Here is a 20,537-nt window from a genome sequence, read left to right as displayed (position 1 = left end):
TATATAAACTTAGATAGAGAATAGTAAGGACAGTAATAAGTGGAAGGGGATTGTGGCACCAACAACATTGATGCCACACAAAGAATTACAGTGCAGTTACTTCAGCTGCTTGTAAACCTTTGTTACCTTGTTCAACAACGAACGATACTTTTTGGCCTTCAGTAAGAGTTTTGAAGCCTTCAGAAACAATAGAACGGAAGTGAACGAATACGTCATCACCGCCATTGTCTTGAGAAATAAAACCAAAACCTTTAGTTTCGTTGAACCATTTTACTGAACCAGTTAATTTATTAGACATAGATACCTCTATATTTGATTGTTTTAAATATTGAATTTTTAGCTAATATCAAGTGCTACTATATGATTTTAGAGATAACTATTTTGTCGCAGGAACGTAAACGAGGAATTCGATGTGGAACTGAGAGAAACTTTGATCTTTAATTACATTAATAGCTCTTTCCGTAAGAGCTGATGTGCAGTATACCGACAAAATTAATAAAGGCTAGCCTTTTCTTTTTTATTTTTTGAGTACACCAAGCGCATTGCTTTCAAAGCATACGCTTGGTGTATAAGACGGCGTGATGTTATAGGTGGCGTCGAGCGCTTAGTGTTTTCTGGTTGGGCCGTTACGAACGATGTCTTTACCATTGTCATATACGTGCTGCGAAACCCAGCGACCGAGGAGCAATTGGTGCTTTTCTCCTAATACGGCAACAAATGGACGGCCATCGGTATTAGAGGTGGCTAGCGCAACGCCAGTGACACCTTCAAGACCCAGAGCGCCGCTTTCTACTAAATGCAGAAATGCCTCCAACTCTTCAATCGTTTCGATTACATGGTTATCAATATTCATTGTATTCAATCTCTTCGAATTGCATTGCGGTCGCGTACTCTACCTAAGTTAAGCGTGGAAACCAAGCTTCTACGTGCGTCATGTAATGAGAGAACCTTGCCCTGCAACTAATCATCAATAAGTTAGTCTCGATAGTCCGGAACTTGCCTAGATTCAATGAGGCAGAAAACACTCTCTGGTTAGACATGAGTCACATAATGTTGTCTGGTTTATCTCATCAATACTTTTGCTATTGGATGGGGTGAAGGGGAGTGCAATAATTTGTAAAACTCTTTTCCTAAAGGCTGTTATGAAGAAAGTCCTGATTACCGGTTTTGAACCTTTTGGTGGTGACGCCATTAACCCCGCCTTAGAAGCGGTCAAGCAATTAGAGGCTGCGGCCATAGAAGGCGGTGTGATAGTTACTTGCCCAGTCCCCGTAGTTCGATATGACTCGGTGAAAGTCGTTATTGAAGCAATAGAAGCGCACCAGCCAGACTGTGTGATTACTGTAGGGCAAGCGGCCGGGCGTAGCGCGATAACCCCAGAGCGTGTCGCAATTAATGTCGATGATTTTCGTATTCCAGATAACGTTGGTTATCAACCGATTGATGAACCCGTGGTGGCTGATGGGCCTGATGCTTACTTCTCGACACTACCGATAAAGCGTGTTGTGCAAACATTGCAAACGCAGGGTATACCTAGCCAGATTTCCAACAGTGCCGGAACATTTGTATGTAACCACCTTTTTTATGGCATCCAACATTACTTGAAAGACAATCCGATTCGTCACGGGTTTGTTCATATTCCATTATTGCCAGAACAAGCAGCAGATGGCAGTCAGCCTTCTATGTCTTTGGACATGATAGTCGAAGGGCTAAGGCTGGTGGCGCAAGTTTGTATTGCCAATGATAGCGATATCCTGGTAAGCGGTGGAACGATTTGCTAGTAAGTGTTTTAAGATCCAGTAAGTATCTGAAAGATAATAATAAGCTCGTCGTTTGATGTTGTAGTAAATGTTAGCTTTGTCAAATTTCACAAGTAGCGAAAGGAGTAGCATTGAATAGTCAGGTTGGATGTTGTTCAAACTGACATTCCTCTAGTACAGGAGGTGTTAGGGGGCTAACTTTACGAAAGGCGAGTTATTATGAAAAGCAACAAAAGTAAGTCAATCGCACTTATCTCTGTCGTTGTTTTCGCGTTGGCTATTGCTGCGCTTAAATTCGAAAACACGCTCGGAGTTCTTCCCATCGTAGTCGCTGTTATCGCGTTTTTTACTTGCGTTATTTATACCAGTAGATACCTGTCTGATATGAAGCGTTCAGAGTTGATAAGTCAACCCAAACAAGCTCGAAAAATGTGTGCCAACGCATCACGCAATGAGCTTGATGAGCGCGATAAAAAGCGTTGAAGCGAGTCACATTCTCCGTATACTTTGCTGGAGCATTAATGCACTAACGTGTCGGAGATAAGCATGTCAAATCGAGTACCAACCAACATACTGACCGGATTTTTGGGTGTCGGTAAAACGACCACGATTTTAAATCTACTGAAGAACAAACCGGAAAACGAAAACTGGGCGGTTTTGGTCAATGAATTTGGTGAGATTGGCATCGACGGTGCATTGATGACCGACCAAGGTGCGCTGATTAAAGAAGTGCCGGGTGGCTGTATGTGTTGTACGGCGGGCGTGCCAATGTCGGTCGGTATTACCGCGTTACTGCGCCAAAAACCGGACCGTTTATTGATTGAGCCGACAGGCCTTGGTCATCCAAAACAGGTTATCGCGACGCTTACCTCAGAACAGTATGAACCTTACGTTGATCTAAAAGCGACGATCGCTCTGGTTGATCCGCGTAACTTAAGTGATGAAAAATATCTTTCTAACCAAAATTTCGTGGACCAGTTAGACAGCGCAGATGTGGTTATAGGCAGTAAGGTTGACCTTTGTACCAGTCACGACATTGATGTGTTTAATGACTGGGTGACGGACCAATCTCCCTCAAAAGTATTCAGTAAGCTTATTCATGATGGTGAGTTACCGATAGAAGTCTTGGATATCGAACGGGTTTACGGCAGCGCTTCTTCCCATATCGAGTCACATCATCATGACCATGCTCACCAAGAGCCTCAATTCCAGTTGCCGCCAGGTGAAGCCTTTGTGCGTAAAGAGAACAAAGGGCAAGGGTATTTTAGTTGCGGGTGGTTGTTTGGGGCAGAGTACACGTTTGATTTTGATAAACTCTTCTCAATGCTTTCGGACTTAACGGCTGAACGTGTTAAAGCGGTGGTCAACACGGATCAGGGGTGTTACGCGTTTAATGTTGCCAACCGAGTCGTGTCGGTGAATGAAATCAGCTTAGAAGGGTTTGAATCACGATTAGAAGTGATAGATTCTCAGCTGTTGCCATGGGATGAACTTGAGCAAATTCTCCTTCAGTTGTCTGGCATCAAGCGTTAAATCGAACAAATGTTAAACGGAAACGGTGAGCCAGCAATCTGTCTGTGTTCGCCGTTTTTGCTTTTGTAGCGTTTCAATGAGAAAAGTGAGATAAATCACTCAAATTCGGGTATAGTGCACGGCTAAATTTTTAAAGCTATTTTTAGTGGTTTGTTTAAGGAATACGCTCAATGTCATTTTCATCTCAAGGTTTTGCGCCAGAAGTGGTTAAAGCACTGGCAGAATGCGGTTATGAAAAGTTAACGCCAATTCAACAGAAGGCGATTCCAATGGCTCGCAAAGGCCATGATATTTTCGCTACAGCACAAACAGGTACTGGTAAAACGGCTGCGTTTTCTCTGCCTATGATTCAGCAGTTGCTAGACAGTAACCGTAGCGCTTCTCGTAAGACTGCTCGCGCACTTATCTTGGCTCCAACTCGTGAGCTTGCTGAACAAATTGCTGACAACATCAAAGCTTACACGAAGTACACGAACCTGTCGGTGGCCGCGATTTTCGGTGGCCGTAAAATGTCTTCTCAAGTAACGGCATTAGAAAACGGTGTAGATATCCTAGTGGCTACACCTGGTCGATTGGAAGAGCACATTGAACAAGGTAATGTCTCGGTTGCACACTTAGAGTTTTTAGTGTTTGATGAAGCAGACCGTATCTTGGACATGGGCTTTATTCACGCAGTACGTAAGATCATGCTAGATGTGGATACTGATCCGCAAATTATGATGTTTTCTGCAACGACTTCGAGCCAACTAAATCTGTTAGCAAAAGATATCCTGCGTAAGCCTAAGCGTATTGAAGTTGAGCGAGCGAATACGACAGCACAGACAGTTGCTCACGTGTTATATCCAGTTGATCAAGAGCGAAAAACGGAACTGCTTTCGGAGCTGATTGGTCGTAAGAACTGGAAACAAGTGTTGGTATTTGTGAACTACAAAGAGACCGCAAACGACGTTGTAAAAGAGTTGAAACTTGATGGTATCAAAGCGGTGGTTTGTCATGGTGACCGTGCTCAAAGTGCTCGTCGTCGTGCGCTAGAAGAGTTTAAGTCCGGTAAAGCACGTGTCATGGTGGCTACCGATGTCGCTGCTCGAGGTCTAGATATTGAAGACTTACCTCACGTTGTGAACTATGACATGCCTTTCCTAGCGGAAGATTACGTTCACCGAATTGGTCGTACGGGCCGTGCAGGTAAACAAGGTCATGCTGTTTCATTTGTAAACCGAGATGAAGAGCTCACGGTGGTTCAGGTTGAAAATCTAATCCAGCAACGCATTCGCCGTATTGAGCTTGCAGGCTATGAACCAAAACAGCGTGAATCTTACATTGAAAAGCTGCACTCAAAACCAGCATTCAAGAATCGTCAAGGTCGTCGTAATAATCCGAACCAGTCGGCAACAGACCAAGGGTCGGCAGAGCGTCGTCTTGCTATGGTGAAGCGCCTGAAAGCGCGTCGTGGCGCAAAGTAAATTACACAGTCTGTGTGAAAAGAGCCCCTCAATTGAGGGGCTTTTTTTGTTTTGTCGTTTCGCGTTAATTTAGGCCAAGCATATTTGGCTCACCACGATAAATAATGCGATCGTTTCCTCGGTGAATACCAAACATAACTGTAACAGGTGGATTTTCCTCTTCACTTGTCGTGTTATCCCAATCGTATTTCAGCCAAGGGATGCGATTACCTGAGCCGTCTAAATCCAGGTGGAATTGTATTTGCTCGCGTGCTGAGTCAATTTGGCTTGCAACGATATCGGTCATCCTGCCAACATGCATTGTCCCAACTCCAGAAAGCATGGCGTTGTTTGCAGGCGCATTCGACCAAATTGGCGTGCTGAAGTAATATTCACCATTCGCCGTCGTTGAACTGTCATCGAAGTTAGTCGTAAATCGACCGTTTTGCCAAGTTTCTACAGCAAGTGGCACTTTGAACACCATGCCTTGGTTGCCACCTACATCTTGAAAGTTCAAACGACCGAATCGAATGTCCGGTTGTTGAGTGAGCATTTCGCTGTTATCAAAGAAATTTACCTCATCAACGGCTTTAGTCGTGACTATACCTATTTTGCTGCTGTCACTGTTAGTCCCTTTATTAAATGGGCCATCAGGATATTGCTTATCTGTCGTGTTCTTTTTCCAGCATGGGCTATTGTTACAAGTCGCATTGGTCGAGGGCTTCTCTATAACAAACGTTCCAACACTCGCGCTACCCAGTAGTTTCCAGTCTACCTTCTTAGGCTTAGGCGGCAAAAACCGATCGGAGTATGAGCTTAGCTCGCCTAAATCGAAATGTTGTTGAAGGTTAGACGAAAAGTGGACGTAATTCTTCACGTTTTCCTTATTCGCATTGAGTGCGACAACATCGTAAGTGACTTTCTCAAAAGGTTGATTCATGTAAGCAAAAGTTTGGCCATGTGGGTAGTGCCATTCTTGGTCTTGCACTTGAAAATATTTTGGGTAAAAACGACCAACGTAACGATAGCCTTCGTTCACAGTCATACCTAGATATTTACTTTCTAGGTTTGCTTTTACTCTCAAGCTCCCGACTTCTTCCCAATATAATCCATTAAAGACGAATTGATCATTCTTGGCTGAATTATGCGCCTGAGCCAGTGGGTCACTACTTTTTAGCAATTTTGAGGTTTGGTTCGCTGTCTCTGATGGCGTATGTTGCTCACTCGACAAGACAACCGATGCTGCTGGAGCGTCATCAAGCGTAAAATTACGGGTGATAGAAGCATCACAATAGCGTGCTGATTCAACAGACCCACTTACAGAGCCGTCAGGTTGCCAAATGATTGGTTTCACTGTTAGAGAGAAAAGTTCTCCAGCAGCGATAAACCCATCTCCTTGTTCAGAGGTACCAGAAGGCAAAGCACGTTGGTTGTCACAGATAGCGAGTGTCCATGGTCGCGAGTACACATTAAATGTTCCTCTCACTTCCACTTTGCCTTCTTCTGGGCACTCTTCAAATCCCTCACATTCAAAATGATCGGACAATGTCACTTCAAATATGCCGGACTCGTTCGTGATAAGACCATGTTCAGACAAGCCGTCTTTAAATTCCGCTGAATAGCTAAAGCTTCCTTCACTTCCACCTAATGGTTGAACCAATGGATGAAAAACCTTAGGAGTACCATTGTAGTTGCTTGCCACTACAGGTTCGCCGGTGGAAGCACAAGCAAGCAATCGCGTATGCACGTTTTCTGGTTTACCTGCAATAACGTGTATTTCATTTAAAGTGGCGCTTTTCGTCTTTGAGTAGGCCTCAAACATAAATGGCGTAAACATAAAGCGAATAGTTTGATGCTTGCTGGTGTCTTCTGCCATAGTGAAAGTCAGCGTGTAGTTAGTACCTAACGCGATGGTATCAATATCGTTCGGGACCACTCGAACAACGAGCTCACCATTGTCGTCAGACATAAATTGGTTTGCTTTTAATGTATGCTGACCTTTGATCACCTCTAAAGTGAACAAGTCAGGGTGTGATAGGACGGCACTGACTTCTGCGCTTACAACTTCTCCATTATTGGTTGTCATTGCTGTAAATTGCGGAAGATCGTCGCCGCACATCAGTGCCATGTCGTCCGATGGTGTGACGCTTAGGTTTAAGTCGTTCTCCGATGGAGGCGTAATTTTACATTCAGGGATATAAGAAGGAATAGGGCAAGTTGTTGGTGTTTGATTTGCGTAACTACAATTGGGTTCATCAATGCCACAATAGTGGTTGAAATTTGAACTTGATTCTAGGGTGGCTGTCACACTACCACAAATAGAAGTATTGGAGTTATTAATTGAAAAATGCATTGCCGAAATAGCTTGCTTATTCGCATATATTTTGGTCGTGCCAAAACCTGTATCTACAGTATGTCCCTGAGATGTCAAAGAACCAAAAACTGTCGTATTATTAAGATTTATTCCCGATAGAGCATTAATGTTGCCCACAACTATTGGTGTATTAGAAAGCGACGATTCCAGTTGATTAATTTCTACTTTTGTTCCTTTTGATTTGATATCACCGCAGAACATACCAGATTCGATGTACACGTCACTTTGAGCAATGATGTTGCCATTAAGGACGTTGTGCTCTCCGTAAAACTCGACAGAACGGCCATTTCCACCAACACCATTGGTTTCTATATCTCCTTCGATTTCACTATCAGTTATTTTTATAGAACCTAAAGCAGAGACATTACCTAGTACGTAGCTATTACCATTAATTTTTAACCAAGTTCCTTTAGCTTTGATGTTTATAGGGCTTTCCTTTGAGCCTATGACATTCTGCCCACGGAGTGTTATGGAACCATGAGCGGTTAAAGACGATGAGCTTTGACTACTATTTATAATTTGATCGCCTTTCGGGAGAACAATATTTGTAGTGCAATCGTAAGTAGAACCCGTTACATGAATGGTTCCGTTTTTACAAAAGGCAACATTAGTGTTTGACTTGATATCTGCTAAGTCATAAGTGGTGGCGTGTGAGGTTAGCGGTAAAAAAAGAACCGCAGTGAAAATACTGCAAAGACGCATCATCAAATGTCCTAATGAGTGGAACAAGATGGCATCAAGCGAGCGTGAGCAAATGCTCACTGAAATTGGAATAGCTGCGGTACTTTTTTGTTTTGAAGCCGCTTAGTTATTGAACTTTGGTTAATTTTTATTTCGTATGTCATACCAAAGTTTAGCGGCCTTATTACAACGTAAGTGTCAGGTTAGTTCAAGAGGTAAGTGTGATGTGTGTCGCTTTATATGTGTAACTATTTGTTAGTTAAGGATAATGAGTAAGCATGTTGGTTCAGAATCAGGAAGGACGCGATCCTGATTCTGAATGTTTATAACGCTAGGCAGCGTGAACGATGAGTGGGGCCATCTGATATAACTCTTCTAGTATGGCTTTCGTTTGTCTCGAATACACCAGACAATCTCGATCGCCAACGAGCTGAATTGCTCGCACTTTACCTGCAACCAAACATTGCCTAATCGTGCGTAGAACCATTTGGATATCAATTTCTGACGCGCCATCAAGGCTGTTTTTGGTTTTTAGAGATCCAAGGTCGATGCTAATGATTATTTGGTCGCAGTGGTCTAGGTAATTGCCGATCTGTTGCTTAACGTTATTGCGATGACGAAAAGAAAACTCTTTCTCGGTCACCCAATCACAACCTTGATCTTCCGCGTATTCCCACGTTTCCTGCTTCGTCTCTTGCTCACTGACGCCAGCAAAAAACAATCGTACGTTTTGATAGCGAGAAAGAGCAAAATGGAATGCAGAGCCTAAGCGTGGCTCAAGTGTCGGCTTCAAGTTCATGTTATGCCCGATATTTACGACACCCACTTCGTCTCGATAGGATACGACCACAGGTAACATGGACAAGATTGCCTCGGTACAGTTAGTGACTAAAACAGGAATTGAGTGGCGAGAAAGCGAAAGGCTTAATGCTTCCTGAAACTCGCCATTTTCCAGCTTGTCGTGGTTGAAGTGACCAAAGTTTTCAGCGGTTTCATGATCATGCTGTTGGTATAGCCAATCGCTAGCATTTTCCAAACTTTGATCAGCTAATTCAAACGCGCCCTTAGACATGGGTGGCAAATACTCACACACTGTCATAAAAGAAAAAGGGTAATGCTGCGGCTGTTTCACGGTGTGGTGGAGTTTATAGCGTTTGAAAAAGCTTAACATGATGAATTACCTTTCTGGTGGTAGTGCCCTTGCCGCTTGCAGTACATGTAAAATAATGCGCTGCTTATCCTTTTCGACTCGGTGGGCCGGAGCCATCACCGAGACTGCGCCAATCAGTTTGCTTCCTTTCATTACCGGTGCGCTAATACCTGAAACACCAGGGTCAATCTCAGAAGTACTGACGGCATATCCGTGTTTACGGATGGTTGTGAGCTCTTTTTCCCACTCGTCACGTCGGTGATCTTGATTAAAATATCTCAAGATTTTCTCGCATCGACTTTGAGGCATAAAAGCAAGCATCACTTTAGATGAGGCACCGCGCAGCAGAGGTTGACTTTGACCCTGGACGAAGCTGCAACGCAGCGCCTGCATACTTTCTTTCTGTCTGACACAAAGCGCACGATAACCCGCTGGTACCATATAAGCGGCCATTTCCCCGGTTTGTTGTACCAACCTAGCCAGTATGGTTTCGACCATGTCGAGCCCATGTTGCGCGGTCTCATAGCTGTGCATGAGTAATAATGCCGCCGGACCAACGACAAATGTCTTGTCGTGAACGCTTTCTTCGATCAAGTTCCACTCTTTAAGCAGTTTTAAGTGTCGGTAAAGGCTGCTTAAAGGAACGTTCAATTGCTCGCTTAGCGTTTTCGCAGAAACTGGGAACGGACTAACTGCAACTTGCATTAACAACTGCAGTGATTTTTCGTTTACCTGGTTAGCATTAGCTTTGTTTGTCGTCATGAGAGTGTTGTAACGTGTTGTAGGAGTTACGACAAATATAATTCTTAATCACTGAGAAAAGAAAAATAATTTTAATGGGTAATTCTTACATGATGAGAAACAGACAGGTAAAGACTTTCGCAAGTACCGATAGACATAACATGGTGTCGAATTAAAGTCTCAGGTTTGAGGCGCTTGATACTAAATTGGAACAGGAGTGAATAAGACATTGTTTAGTTTGCGGTATTACTCAGCGTTTCGCATACTGAGTTAATCCAAACAAATAATGTTAAAAAACGTGAGTTGCTAGCGGGTATCGGAATCGAGGTACCATCTCAGTAAATCGGTTTTATAAAAGGTTACTTTTATATGCTGAATAAGGCGATTTTTAAAAAAGCCATCATTTTTCTTCTGCCTATTCCCTTGGTTATTGGAGAGGTTTTGTATTTAGCTCGTGAAAGCGTGCAAAACAATCTCAATCATTTATTAGAAAAAAATGTGCAAATTGCAGATGAAATTTTATTCCAAATAGAGACAGAAAACCGCACGGCGTTGCTACACCCTGAACGATGTGAAGAGCTCCAGCAAAGCTTAATGTTTGAACGAGATATTGAAGAAATGCTCATTGTGAAAGAGGGAGTCATTACTTGTTCTTCGAAATTGGGAAGTATCTCTAAACCGTTAGCTGAGCACATCACCTTTCCTAAGGGACAAACGCTAGCGTTTGGTAGTGTTGATAGCTTGTACGATCAGTTCTTGCTTGTGGTAACGGAGGGAGAGCGCGGTTATCAAGCCGTAACGATTATCGATCATGACTACTTTAATGCAACAATAGGGTTTAACAACGATTTACGCCTAAAACGCTCTGCGCTGTTTATCCATGATCAAGTTTCACCTGAAGGAGCATTAAGAGCGGGAAGTAATCCTATCGGTATCAAATCGTCGCAAATGTTTGAGTATGAAGCTTTGAGCGAAGCCAGCGATCTTTTCGTCAAACAGAGAACACTTTCCTATTTTTTGTACTCAATTCCAATTATTTTCGTTATCTACCTTTGCTTGTATGCGTTGAATAAGTTTATTGATCCCCATCGCAATTTGATACTGGATCTTAAAAGAGCGATAAAAAGAGGAGAGTTGACCCTGTATTACCAACCGCAAGTTAACGTTGATACCGGCCAGTTATTCGGGTTTGAAGCGCTAGTGCGATGGGAGCATCAAAGTAAGGGGTTCATTTCTCCGGATGAGTTTGTCCCTGCGGCAGAGCAAAGTGGATTGGTTTTTTTACTTACTGATTTCGTTCTGGATAAAGCGGCAGAGGACTTCAGTAAATTAGGCTTTGATCAGCCTGTCCACCTTGGTATTAACGTGCCGCCTGGTTATTTAGTCGGACCAAACGCGATCAGAAAAATTCAATTGCTCGACAGACAGTTGAGCCGAAACAAAGTCTCATTAGGGGTAGAGATAACGGAGCGTCAGCTCATTGATTCAGAGGCGAGAAAATGCATTGCAGCGCTGCGAGTGCATGGTATTGATGTGCTGATCGATGATTTTGGAACTGGCCAAACCTCGTTAGCATTTCTACAGCACATGCGCATAGATTACTTAAAAATCGATAAGTGCTTTGTCGAAACTATTGGTATTCCTAGCCTTAGTGCTTCTGTCTTAAAAGCGATGGTTCACTTCGCGGAAGAATTACAAGTACAATTGATCGCTGAAGGCGTGGAAACCATAGCGCAAGCTGAACACTTAAAGAAGATGGGAGTGAGATATCATCAGGGATACCTGTACTCCAAACCATTACCTTATGAGCAGCTTGCGCAGCGAAGTCATTATGATTGGTAGACGTTAGCTCTATAACACTGAGCATTTTCATCAAACACAAACTCTAACTCATTTTTGATGCTATCTAAGCGGTCTTCTTGGTAGTGAGACACATACAATAGTTGGCTTAAATTCTCTCTAGCGATGAGCTCAAGTGTGTTCTTAACTAACCGTCTACCCAAAAAATCTAACCCTTGATACGGCTCGTCCAAAATCAATAATGTGGGTTGTTTCACGATGGCTCTTGCAATCAGTAATAGTCGCTGCTGACCGTACTCTAATTGCTTGAATGAGGTTTTTTTGTACTGGCTCATATGTAAGATATCGAGCCACTCGTTTGCAATATTCATCTCTTTGCGAGTTGGCTGGTTATACAACCCAATCGAATCGTAAAATCCTGACAAAATGACTTCTAATGCGCTGCAATTGACTCGATATTGGAGGTGTAGCGCTGAAGACACCATACCGATATGCTGCTTAATTTCCCAGATTGTCTCGCCAGTACCACGCTTTTTACCAAAAATATCAATGTCATTGCTGTAGCATTGCGGATGATCGCCAAAGATCAATCCAAGTAAGGTACTCTTTCCACAACCATTTGGACCTTTGACCTGCCAATGTTGGCCCTTGTCTATGCGCCAGTTCAAGCCAGTAAAAATCTTCTTATCGGTATATTCAACAGCCCCATTCTTTAGTTCAAATATTGGGTTGTTGAATGGTGTCGAGTGCTGATGCTGACGTATCAAGCTCATCATTTCTTCACTCTGTTGTTCTGACTGAGATTTAATTTGTCCAATGATTGGATGATTATCCCAACTGGACTTATCCATTGTACTATCAAGCTTTCCTGCACTGAAAAGCGCGATGCTATTGATCCACTCAGGCATGTCAGATTCGCGAGAGAAGGTTATGAGTAGTTGCACATTTTGAGAAAGCGAGTGTAAATAGCGAGCGAGAGCAGCTCGGTGCGCAATATCTAAGCCAGTAAATGGATTATCGAGTAATACTAAGTCAGGTTGTGTGGCTAAAGCTCGGGCGAGCATTACTCTTCTGGTTTCTCCGGTAGAGAGAACACGGAAGCCACTATCTCTAAGATGACTTAGGTCGAGGTCATTAACTAGCTGTTCAGTTAAGTTAGTGTCTTGGCTTTGTTCTAGGATTAATGAATAAACAGTGCTTCCTTGGTCGATACGATCAAGAAAATCCGTATCATCTTTTTCTAATTCTCTTTCCAGTAATCGCTGTTGCTCTGATAACGACACTTGCGCAACGGACAGCCCATTTAGCTCAATTTCCCCACTATTTGGTGATATTTCATCACAAATAAGGTCTCCAAGCAGAGAGCCAATATCTCCATCCGCGCTGAATATCCCCCAAGACTGCTGAGTGTTAATTTTCCAATCGTCAATAAACAAGTGTGTCGTGTTTCTCTTAGCTGCAAGCTGACGAAAGTGAATAGTCATTGTGTTTGTCTTCCTTGTTTTCGTTTTAGTGGATTACTTATAACAATTTACGAACTCAGTACGGAAGCGCTTTTGTGTATTAATTTTGAACAGTGCTCAGTCTTGTGCATATCAACGAAGCCTTGTATTAGAGGATAAAAATGCGACTAGAGTCATTAAGTAACAAGTAAGCTTGTCAATAATTTTGTTTTATTTTTGAATCAATCTATCATTATGCATGTAAATGCTATGCTGATAAATTCATATTTGCCGTTTGTTAATTAATCAATGTAAGGACACATGTTTATGAGTGAAACGGAATACGATTACCCTTCGAGTTACAGCCTAGTTTCCATTACCGATACCTCCAGTTACATCAAATATGCCAGTGAAAACTTTAATGAAGTAGCGGGGTTTGATGAAGGGGAGCTTATCGGTAAACCCCACAATGTTGTGCGTCATCCTGATATGCCAAAACAGGCTTTTAAAGATTTATGGACTCACCTGAAAACTGGCAAACACTGGATGGGAATGGTCAAAAATCGACGTAAAAACGGCGGCTATTATTGGGTTGACGCGTTTGCTTCTCCTATAAAATCTAATGGTGAAGTTGTGGAATACCAATCAGTGAGATTTAAACCTGAGCGTATACACATCCAGCGAGCGGAAAAAGCGTATTCGAAGCTTCGAAATAATCGTAAGCCGTGGAAAATGTATCTTCCTCGTACACGTTTGTGGATGAGATCGGCCTTCTTCCTTTTAATTTCAAACCTTCTTGGCTTACTCATTCTACAAATGAATCAATCACCAGTGATAGCGTTTGGCGTTGTTGCGTTACTTTCCGTTTTCTCTATTTATGTATTAACCAGACCAGTTGAGAAGCTCGCTAAACAGGCTAGGCAAGACTTCAACAATCCACTCATGGAATATATTTATTGCGGAAGAATCAACGATCTGGCTGAGATTGAGCTGGGTATGAAGATGCGTAAGCAATTTGCCAATGCGCTATTGGGGCGCGTTGGCGTGTCTGTAAAAGACTCTTGCGAAAAAACGCGCGCAAGTGCTAACAGTGCTGCGACAAATAGCCAGCAAGTGACGGAGAACTTAAGCGCACAGAAAGTGGAGATTGACTCGGTCGCAACAGCGGTCAACGAGATGCAAGCCTCTTCATCTGAGATATCAAATAATGCTCAAGCGACCGCCGAGGCTACGTTAGAAGCGCAAAATACGATGATAGACAGCCGTAGCGTTATCGATAATGTTAACCAATCGGTACTAGAGCTGGTGGGTGAGCTCGGCGAAATATCTAAAGTGGTCATACGTTTGAACCAACAAACCGAGCAAATTGGAACCGTTGTTGAAGTCATCAATGGTATTGCCGAACAAACTAATTTATTAGCGTTGAACGCTGCAATTGAAGCCGCGAGGGCAGGCGAACAAGGCAGAGGGTTTGCCGTTGTAGCAGATGAAGTGAGAACCTTAGCTAAAAGAACTCAGGAATCGACAACAGAGATTAAATCGGCCATTGAAGGGATTCAAAATGGGAGCAAATCAGCGGTTTCTGCGTTAGAGAAAGGTAATGAAATGTCGACCGGAACGGTAACATTGCTAGGTACTGCTTTGGATAGCATTCAACAACTGGAGTCCCTTGTTCAGGACGTCGTCGAACGAAACCAACAAATTGCGGTCGCGATAGAAGAGCAGGTTTATGTAACGGATGAAATAAATGAAAACATCCAGTCGCTTAATTTAAAGTACAGTGAATCGTATGAACTGATGACTGAAACGAATCATATGAACACCAAAGTGCAAAATTGCACCAATGACCTGTCTGAAATGATTAAGAAGTTTGCTTAAACTTTAGAAAATCGAAGTTAAAAGCCCGCTAAACATTAGCGGGCTTTTAACTGGAATATAGTGAAGTGCTGGATTCGCTTACGAGCGAGGATTTCTAAATCTCGTTTTTGTAAGAGCTAAAACGACGAGAGCTCGCAATAAATGCGAGCTCTCTAAATAAGTGGCGGAGAGATAGGGATTTGAACCCTAGATACGCTATTAACGTATGCCGGTTTTCAAGACCGGTGCTTTCAACCACTCAGCCATCTCTCCGTTGTGGGCGGTATAATAAGGAGCATAGTCCGACTTGTAAAGTGCTGAATTATAATAGAAGTACTGTTTGCTTGTTTTATGATCACTGATGTGATGTTGGACAGTTTGAAAACGGAGTGAAAAAGGGACAAAAAGTACCAATTTATAGAGTTTTTACTTTATATTGGCGCACGTCAATAAAATGGTGTTTTATTGTTATCTTGCTGATATATAAGACATAACATGCTTTTAGGGTACATGTGTTCGCCCGAAAGTATTTGCAAGACTTTGTGAACTAATTCAAAATTAACTGGTATAGCCAGTTGTGCTTAGAATTCTTAAGGGTGTTTATGAAGGTCACAAATCTATTTAAAGACAAAGTTGATGCGATTTCTGCTCATCAATCCGAGTTTATGAATTGGATGTCTCCAACGTTACGCGATTATTGGAGTGACTTTTTGGGGAAAGCTCAAAATAGCTTTCTTTTCTCAAAAGTTCGTGATCATCAGCAGCCAGCCGTCAACGAAGAAGTTGCACCTCAACCTGCACCGATCGTAATGGCACCTGAGGCTCAAAAGCTTTATGACGAGTTAAGTGAAAAAATTGGCGAAGTTATTCACACTGGTGATTGGGTTCATGTGTCTCAAGAACGTATTAACCAATTTGGTGCGGTAACGGAAGACATGCAATGGATTCATACTGATCCAGAGCGTGCTTCAACTGAATCTCCATTTAAGACAACTATCGCTCATGGCTTTTTAACATTAGCATTGCTGCCTAAACTGACGGATTCAGTCGATCCAGACAAGCCAATGTTCCCAACAGCTAAGATGGTAGTTAACTTGGGTTTAAACCAAGTCCGTTTCCCTTACCCTGTCAAAGCAGGCAATAATGTTCGTGCAGTCAGCACGTTAACAAAAGTAACGCCAATCAAAAAAGGTTTGGAGATTGAGCGCGAAATTAAAGTGGAAATTGAAGGTATTCGTCGACCTGGTGCGGTTGTGGTCTCTGTAATTCAACTGCATTTCTAATTCCGAAACCGGATAGAACACGACATAGTAAAAGAGAGCATCAAGGTGCTCTCTTTTTCATTTTTACTGATTAAAGTTTTTTACTGGCGTATAACCGTAACCTGCAATCGCTTTTTGTCCCTGCTCTGAACGAAGGAAAGCGATAAAACCTTTACCTGCATCGCTAATCTTATCTACTTTGTATAGCACTAGGAATGGTCGCGCCAACTTGTACTTATGATTGCTAATGTTTGTCGAGGTTGGGTCAATACCATCTAACTGAATCGCCTTGATCGAGCGATCTACTGACCCTACAGAGATAAAACCAATGGCGCGAGTGTTATGGTTAACAATGGTTTTTACCATGCTGTTGCTGTTTACAACCAAGTTGTTTGGGCTGATATCCGAGACAAGGCGATCATTAACGATTTTGGTCAGTCCCAGCAAGCTTTCGAAGCTGTAACGTGAACCTGAAGACGCTTCTCTAGTAACCACCGCGATAGGCTGATCTGCGCCCCCGACCTCTTTCCAATTCTTAATTTTACCTTTGTAAATATCAAATAGTTGTTGCTGAGAAAGGTTTTCTACAGAGTTGGTACGGTTTACAACAACAGCGAGGCCATCATAAGCGATAGGGTATACATTGAGATCTTCACCTTTTTCGCTTTCAGTCAGATAGCGAGAGCTCATGCCTATTTCGGCTACTCCTTTATTGACCATGGTGATACCAGCACTCGAACCAATGCCCTGAACAGCAACGTAATCGTCTGGGTGTGTTTTGTTGTATTCCTCAGCAAGTACATCCATCACACGAGCAACCGACGTTGAACCTGAGATGTTGATTTCTTTTGCAATGGTAGGGAGGGAGACTGCTATGGCCAATAACGTCGCCACAGTAAAACGTAACATATTAAACTCCATATACGGGATAAAGCAGAGTTTATGATATTGCGTTCAGGTTACACTTTTGTGAACTGTTAGCGCTAAACAAAGGAATTGTTTCTAGTCAAGAGGTGATGGAGCTAGCGTTTCCAAGTGGATTGAGATGATAATCTGGGCAAATGATAATATAGCTATCTTATACTTGAGTTAGGTAGATAACTACCATCGGTGATGATGTAAAGGTTATATACTAGGATCGACAGCTCTAACTATCATCCATCGGGAGAACGTTGATGTCAGTGTCCCAAATGGCGACAAGTCGTTTATACAAATCAGTTCAATCGCTCTGTTCTGCGCGTAATGCTAACTTGCCTGTCGAACAGGGCAAGTGCCTCTATGAGCTAGTAGAAAATGGCGTTGAGCTTCATCGGGCGCATTTTCTCCTCGACTCCCAGCATAGCGAGTATACTTCTCCCGTCGCGAAGATCATGTTTGATGAGGACAACCAACTTTGGTATTTCTATGTTCCCACATATCACAACGAGCTGTTAAGGTGGGTGCCTTATAAGCTACTTCCATTTAGCCGAATGCTTGAGGACTTACTCAACGAGTTGGAGCGCGATCCTCAAGCGTGTTTTTGGGAATAGGGCGAGCCCAACGGATGCGAATGCCGACATGATTTATACTTTAGGCCTAACAACTTGGTTTCTAAAGTCTTTGGGGGTCATGTTGTAAACGGATTTAAATGCTGTACTGAAATGCGCTGCACTTTTAAAACCAGACTCAAACGCTATTTCTGTTATTGATTTTTCTGACTTGCGCAGTTGGGTTGCTGCGAAGTTTATCCGTTTCACCTTTAATATCTGAGAAAACGAAAGATCATCTGCGGCGAGGCGACGTTTTAAGGTCGCGATGGACATGCTCATATGAGCCGCTAAGCCTTCTAGCGTGATGTCTTTTTCAATATTACCCTCAATGTACTTAATGGCTTTTTGAGAGTCGCTCAGGCTACTTGCATCATCTATGATAGATAGGATGTTTGGCTCTACCTCAACCATCAACGACAGCAATGCCATTGCGATATGGCTTTGTGTGTAGTCTGGAGCATTGCGACTCGCTAACTTAACCAACATGTCCTTCAATTGTGCTACTTCGCTACTGGATTGCGTTGAAAAAGGATAGAAGCGCCTTTCTTCCGTTTTGGAACGTAGCATCGGGTGCGCTTTCTTAAAGTCACAGAATATATTTGGATTGAAGACTAAAGCCAGTGCTTTAAAGCTTCCGTCACTAGAGACGGCTTCTGCACTGCTCAGATCTGCGGAGTTATAGAGTGTGAAATCTCCGGCTTTAAGTTCAAATTGCTCGCCATTAGGTTGATGAACTAATAGGGCACCTTCTTCAACAATATATAACCCATTATGTGTTGCAGTGTAACGCTCACTTTTGCGCGCAGTGAAGTGATTAAAGCGAATGATCTCAATGTTCGGCATACTCGTTCTTATCGTTTTACATAACAAATAAAAAAGGCGCTCAATAGAGCGCCTTTTAACTTCATTCGGTATTATTCACTTACAGTCTGTTCTGTTTGTGCTGCTGGTTGTTCAGCGAATACCTGGGTTGGCTTTGCAACTAAACTGCGGTTTTCTTGGTTTACGTCCGTAAGGACAATTTCCAATGTATCCCCAAGTTTGTATACGACCTCTTTATCGATAGAGATGGTACCGTTGTCGCCATTGCACTCAATTCTTTCTTTATTATCAAGAATTAGTGCACCAGGAATAAAGGCTGCTGCGCCATTTTCGAGAAGTCGGACACGTGCGCCTGCACGATTAATATCGAAAATCTCACCTGTGAAACAAGTTTTCTTGCTCGGCTCATCAGCAAGCGTGCGTGCATATAGCCAATCTGAGACATTTCGCTCAGCGATTTTATGATGTTTACGATGTAGAGCTAGCTCTTCGCCTACTTGGTCATCTGGTTTTTGTACGGGTTCTTTACCAAGGATGACGGCCTTCAACATACGGTGGTTGATCATATCACCGTATTTACGAATTGGTGATGTCCAAGTTGCATAGATGTCTAAACCCATTGCGTAATGAGGCAGAGGCTGATTACCCACTTCACTGTATGCTTGGAACTTACGAATACGGTTATCTAGATAAGACGTTTCTTGAGCTGCCAACCAGCGGCGCAACGCAGCAAAGCCTTCTAGTGTAGCAATAGACTCCGCTGTGAACTCCAACTGGCCTTCTGGATTGACAAGTTGAACCACTTCTTCAATCTTCTCGTTCTTGATACCTGCATGCGTATTGAAGACACCTGTTTCAAATTTATCGCGTAATGTACGACCTGCACAGATGTTTGCGGTAATCATGGATTCTTCAACAAGACGGTTTGCACTGCGGCGCATGTCTGCGTGGATAGCAATTACATCGTTATCTTCACTGAGCTCAAAACGGTAGTCAGGACGATCAGGGAAGACCACTGCGTTTTTCTCACGCCATTCAGCGCGAGCAAGAGAGAACTCATAAAGATCACGAACGATGGTCGCGATCTCTTCAGATGGCGTCCATGCTTCAGAGCTGCCGTTTTCTAACCAATCAGACACGTGATCGTATGCTAGGCGTGCATGTGATTTGATGTTTGCTGCGAAGAATTTAATATTGTCGCCAATCACACCATCTTTACTTACCGTTACGGTACAGCAAATAGCAGGGCGGGTTTCTCCTTCAATCAGAGAACATAGGTTGTCCGCTAAATCGCGAGGTAGCATCGGGATGTTGCGGCCTGGAAGATAAATAGTATAGCCACGCTCACGCGCTACTTTATCCATTTCATCTTCAGGTGTGATGTAAGCGGTTGGGTCCGCAATAGCGATGGTGAGTTCGAAATCGCCAGATACGGTTTTCTTCGCGTACAGCGCATCGTCCATATCTTTAGTCGATTCACCGTCGATAGTGACGAATGGAACATGAGTCATGTCTACGCGTTCTAGCTCCGCGTCGTCTTTTAGTTCCCAGTTATCGATGCCTGCTGGCTCAGAGTTTGGTAGATCGTTTTGAGCAAGCGTTACCCACCAAGGCGCAATTTTATCATTCGCGTCAGTGATTTTTTCAGAAATTTCTACGAAGAAAGAGTTATCGCCTTTTAGAGGGTGGCGAATAAGATGTGCGACAACCCAATCACCTTCGGCGAACTCGTCAGGTTTAAGACCTTTCTTTAGTTTCGCTTTAAGAGATAGCTTTTTAAGCTGTGGGTGATCAGGTGCTACGTTGAGCTTGCCTTTGAACATTTTTACTCGACCAATAAAGCGAGTCACGGCTTGTTCCAGCAGCTCTTGTGGCTCTGCAACTTCGCGTTCATTTTCGGTGCGGATAATGGCGACGACTTTGTCACCGTGCATGCACTTTTTCATGTACGCAGGCGGGATGAAGAAGCTAGTCTTACTGTCCACTTCCAAAAAGCCAAAGCCTTTATCTGTGGCTTTTATTGAGCCTTCTTTTTTAGGCAGGTTTTCTTGGATTTGCTGCTTAAGCTGAGCGAGTAGTGGGTTATCTTGAAACATCTTTTCTTAAATTACCTATGGAGTTGGGCACACTATAATCATTGCGAG

The 20,537-nt window shown here is 43.0% G+C and carries 17 protein-coding genes and 1 tRNA gene; 8 read left to right on the top strand and 10 right to left on the bottom strand.

The features are described 5' to 3' along the window. Nucleotides 1-85: 85 nt before the first annotated feature. Both R7041_RS00860 and R7041_RS00855 read right to left on the bottom strand, forming a co-directional pair. The gene (locus tag R7041_RS00860) at nucleotides 86-298 is read right to left on the bottom strand and encodes a cold-shock protein (RefSeq protein ID WP_005375644.1); all 213 of its coding nucleotides are present in this window, start codon (nucleotides 296-298) and stop codon (nucleotides 86-88) included. Nucleotides 299-604: 306 nt separating this feature from the next. Beyond that, complete coding sequence (locus R7041_RS00855; protein ID WP_005375646.1) at nucleotides 605-853, bottom strand: hypothetical protein; 249 nt, start codon at nucleotides 851-853, stop codon at nucleotides 605-607. Between the two features lie 289 nt (nucleotides 854-1,142). Here R7041_RS00855 and pcp point away from each other — a divergent pair, with 289 nt between their 5' ends. From pcp to R7041_RS00835, 4 genes are all read left to right on the top strand, one after another. Further along, a complete protein-coding gene (pcp, locus tag R7041_RS00850) occupies nucleotides 1,143-1,781 on the top strand; it encodes a pyroglutamyl-peptidase I (RefSeq protein ID WP_064369177.1) in 639 nt (212 codons plus the stop codon). A 198-nt stretch (nucleotides 1,782-1,979) separates the two neighbouring features. After that, nucleotides 1,980-2,243, top strand: coding sequence for a hypothetical protein (locus R7041_RS00845; RefSeq protein ID WP_064369178.1), 264 nt, complete (start codon nucleotides 1,980-1,982; stop codon nucleotides 2,241-2,243). A 63-nt stretch (nucleotides 2,244-2,306) separates the two neighbouring features. Continuing rightward, nucleotides 2,307-3,293 carry a CobW family GTP-binding protein gene (locus tag R7041_RS00840; RefSeq protein WP_017635758.1) on the top strand — a complete coding sequence of 329 codons (987 nt, stop codon included), beginning with the start codon at nucleotides 2,307-2,309 and terminating at the stop codon, nucleotides 3,291-3,293. A 170-nt stretch (nucleotides 3,294-3,463) separates the two neighbouring features. Next, a complete protein-coding gene (locus tag R7041_RS00835) occupies nucleotides 3,464-4,756 on the top strand; it encodes a DEAD/DEAH box helicase (protein WP_025768979.1) in 1,293 nt (430 codons plus the stop codon). 64 nt (nucleotides 4,757-4,820) lie between these two features. On the opposite strand, the gene R7041_RS00830 is transcribed toward R7041_RS00835, so the two are convergent. The 3 genes from R7041_RS00830 to R7041_RS00820 form a co-directional block, all read right to left on the bottom strand. Next, nucleotides 4,821-7,811, bottom strand: a complete 2,991-nt coding sequence (locus R7041_RS00830; RefSeq protein WP_064369674.1) for a DUF6701 domain-containing protein — start codon at nucleotides 7,809-7,811, stop codon at nucleotides 4,821-4,823. A 310-nt stretch (nucleotides 7,812-8,121) separates the two neighbouring features. Beyond that, nucleotides 8,122-8,961 (bottom strand): arginase, encoded by an 840-nt coding sequence (locus tag R7041_RS00825; RefSeq protein WP_033907142.1) that lies wholly within the window; start codon nucleotides 8,959-8,961, stop codon nucleotides 8,122-8,124. 6 nt (nucleotides 8,962-8,967) lie between these two features. Continuing rightward, the gene (locus R7041_RS00820; protein WP_005386192.1) at nucleotides 8,968-9,702 is read right to left on the bottom strand and encodes an IclR family transcriptional regulator; all 735 of its coding nucleotides are present in this window, start codon (nucleotides 9,700-9,702) and stop codon (nucleotides 8,968-8,970) included. A gap of 348 nt (nucleotides 9,703-10,050) precedes the next feature. On the opposite strand from R7041_RS00820, the gene R7041_RS00815 reads away from it, so the two are divergent. Beyond that, the gene (locus R7041_RS00815) at nucleotides 10,051-11,523 is read left to right on the top strand and encodes an EAL domain-containing protein (protein WP_005375659.1); all 1,473 of its coding nucleotides are present in this window, start codon (nucleotides 10,051-10,053) and stop codon (nucleotides 11,521-11,523) included. Here R7041_RS00815 and modF read toward each other — a convergent pair. Then, nucleotides 11,511-12,965 carry a molybdate ABC transporter ATP-binding protein ModF gene (gene modF / locus R7041_RS00810; protein ID WP_064369179.1) on the bottom strand — a complete coding sequence of 485 codons (1,455 nt, stop codon included), beginning with the start codon at nucleotides 12,963-12,965 and terminating at the stop codon, nucleotides 11,511-11,513. The two genes, R7041_RS00815 and modF, sit on opposite strands and share 13 nt — an antisense overlap. 285 nt (nucleotides 12,966-13,250) lie before the next feature. Here modF and R7041_RS00805 point away from each other — a divergent pair, with 285 nt between their 5' ends. Continuing rightward, nucleotides 13,251-14,801 (top strand): PAS domain-containing methyl-accepting chemotaxis protein, encoded by a 1,551-nt coding sequence (locus tag R7041_RS00805; protein WP_025768974.1) that lies wholly within the window; start codon nucleotides 13,251-13,253, stop codon nucleotides 14,799-14,801. Nucleotides 14,802-14,962: 161 nt separating this feature from the next. Here the strand turns inward: R7041_RS00805 and R7041_RS00800 are convergent. Then, nucleotides 14,963-15,053: transfer RNA gene (locus R7041_RS00800), tRNA-Ser, on the bottom strand. A 329-nt stretch (nucleotides 15,054-15,382) separates the two neighbouring features. Between R7041_RS00800 and R7041_RS00795 the strand changes: the two genes are divergently transcribed. After that, nucleotides 15,383-16,063, top strand: coding sequence for a MaoC family dehydratase (locus R7041_RS00795; protein ID WP_005375670.1), 681 nt, complete (start codon nucleotides 15,383-15,385; stop codon nucleotides 16,061-16,063). Nucleotides 16,064-16,126: 63 nt separating this feature from the next. Here the strand turns inward: R7041_RS00795 and R7041_RS00790 are convergent, their stop codons facing one another. Continuing rightward, nucleotides 16,127-16,951, bottom strand: a complete 825-nt coding sequence (locus R7041_RS00790; RefSeq protein WP_064354614.1) for a phosphate ABC transporter substrate-binding protein — start codon at nucleotides 16,949-16,951, stop codon at nucleotides 16,127-16,129. A 266-nt stretch (nucleotides 16,952-17,217) separates the two neighbouring features. Here R7041_RS00790 and R7041_RS00785 point away from each other — a divergent pair, with 266 nt between their 5' ends. After that, complete coding sequence (locus R7041_RS00785; RefSeq protein ID WP_064369180.1) at nucleotides 17,218-17,571, top strand: DUF3024 domain-containing protein; 354 nt, start codon at nucleotides 17,218-17,220, stop codon at nucleotides 17,569-17,571. A gap of 33 nt (nucleotides 17,572-17,604) precedes the next feature. Here the strand turns inward: R7041_RS00785 and R7041_RS00780 are convergent, their stop codons facing one another. After that, a complete protein-coding gene (locus R7041_RS00780) occupies nucleotides 17,605-18,414 on the bottom strand; it encodes a helix-turn-helix transcriptional regulator (RefSeq protein ID WP_064369181.1) in 810 nt (269 codons plus the stop codon). Nucleotides 18,415-18,485: 71 nt separating this feature from the next. Then, a complete protein-coding gene (gene rnb, locus R7041_RS00775) occupies nucleotides 18,486-20,489 on the bottom strand; it encodes an exoribonuclease II (protein WP_064369182.1) in 2,004 nt (667 codons plus the stop codon). Nucleotides 20,490-20,537: the final 48 nt, after the last annotated feature.

Origin of the sequence: Vibrio sp. 1751 (genome assembly GCF_033339895.1) — a bacterium.
In the GTDB taxonomy this organism is placed as follows: domain Bacteria; phylum Pseudomonadota; class Gammaproteobacteria; order Enterobacterales; family Vibrionaceae; genus Vibrio; species Vibrio alginolyticus.
This window is presented reverse-complemented; position numbering and strand designations above follow the sequence as displayed.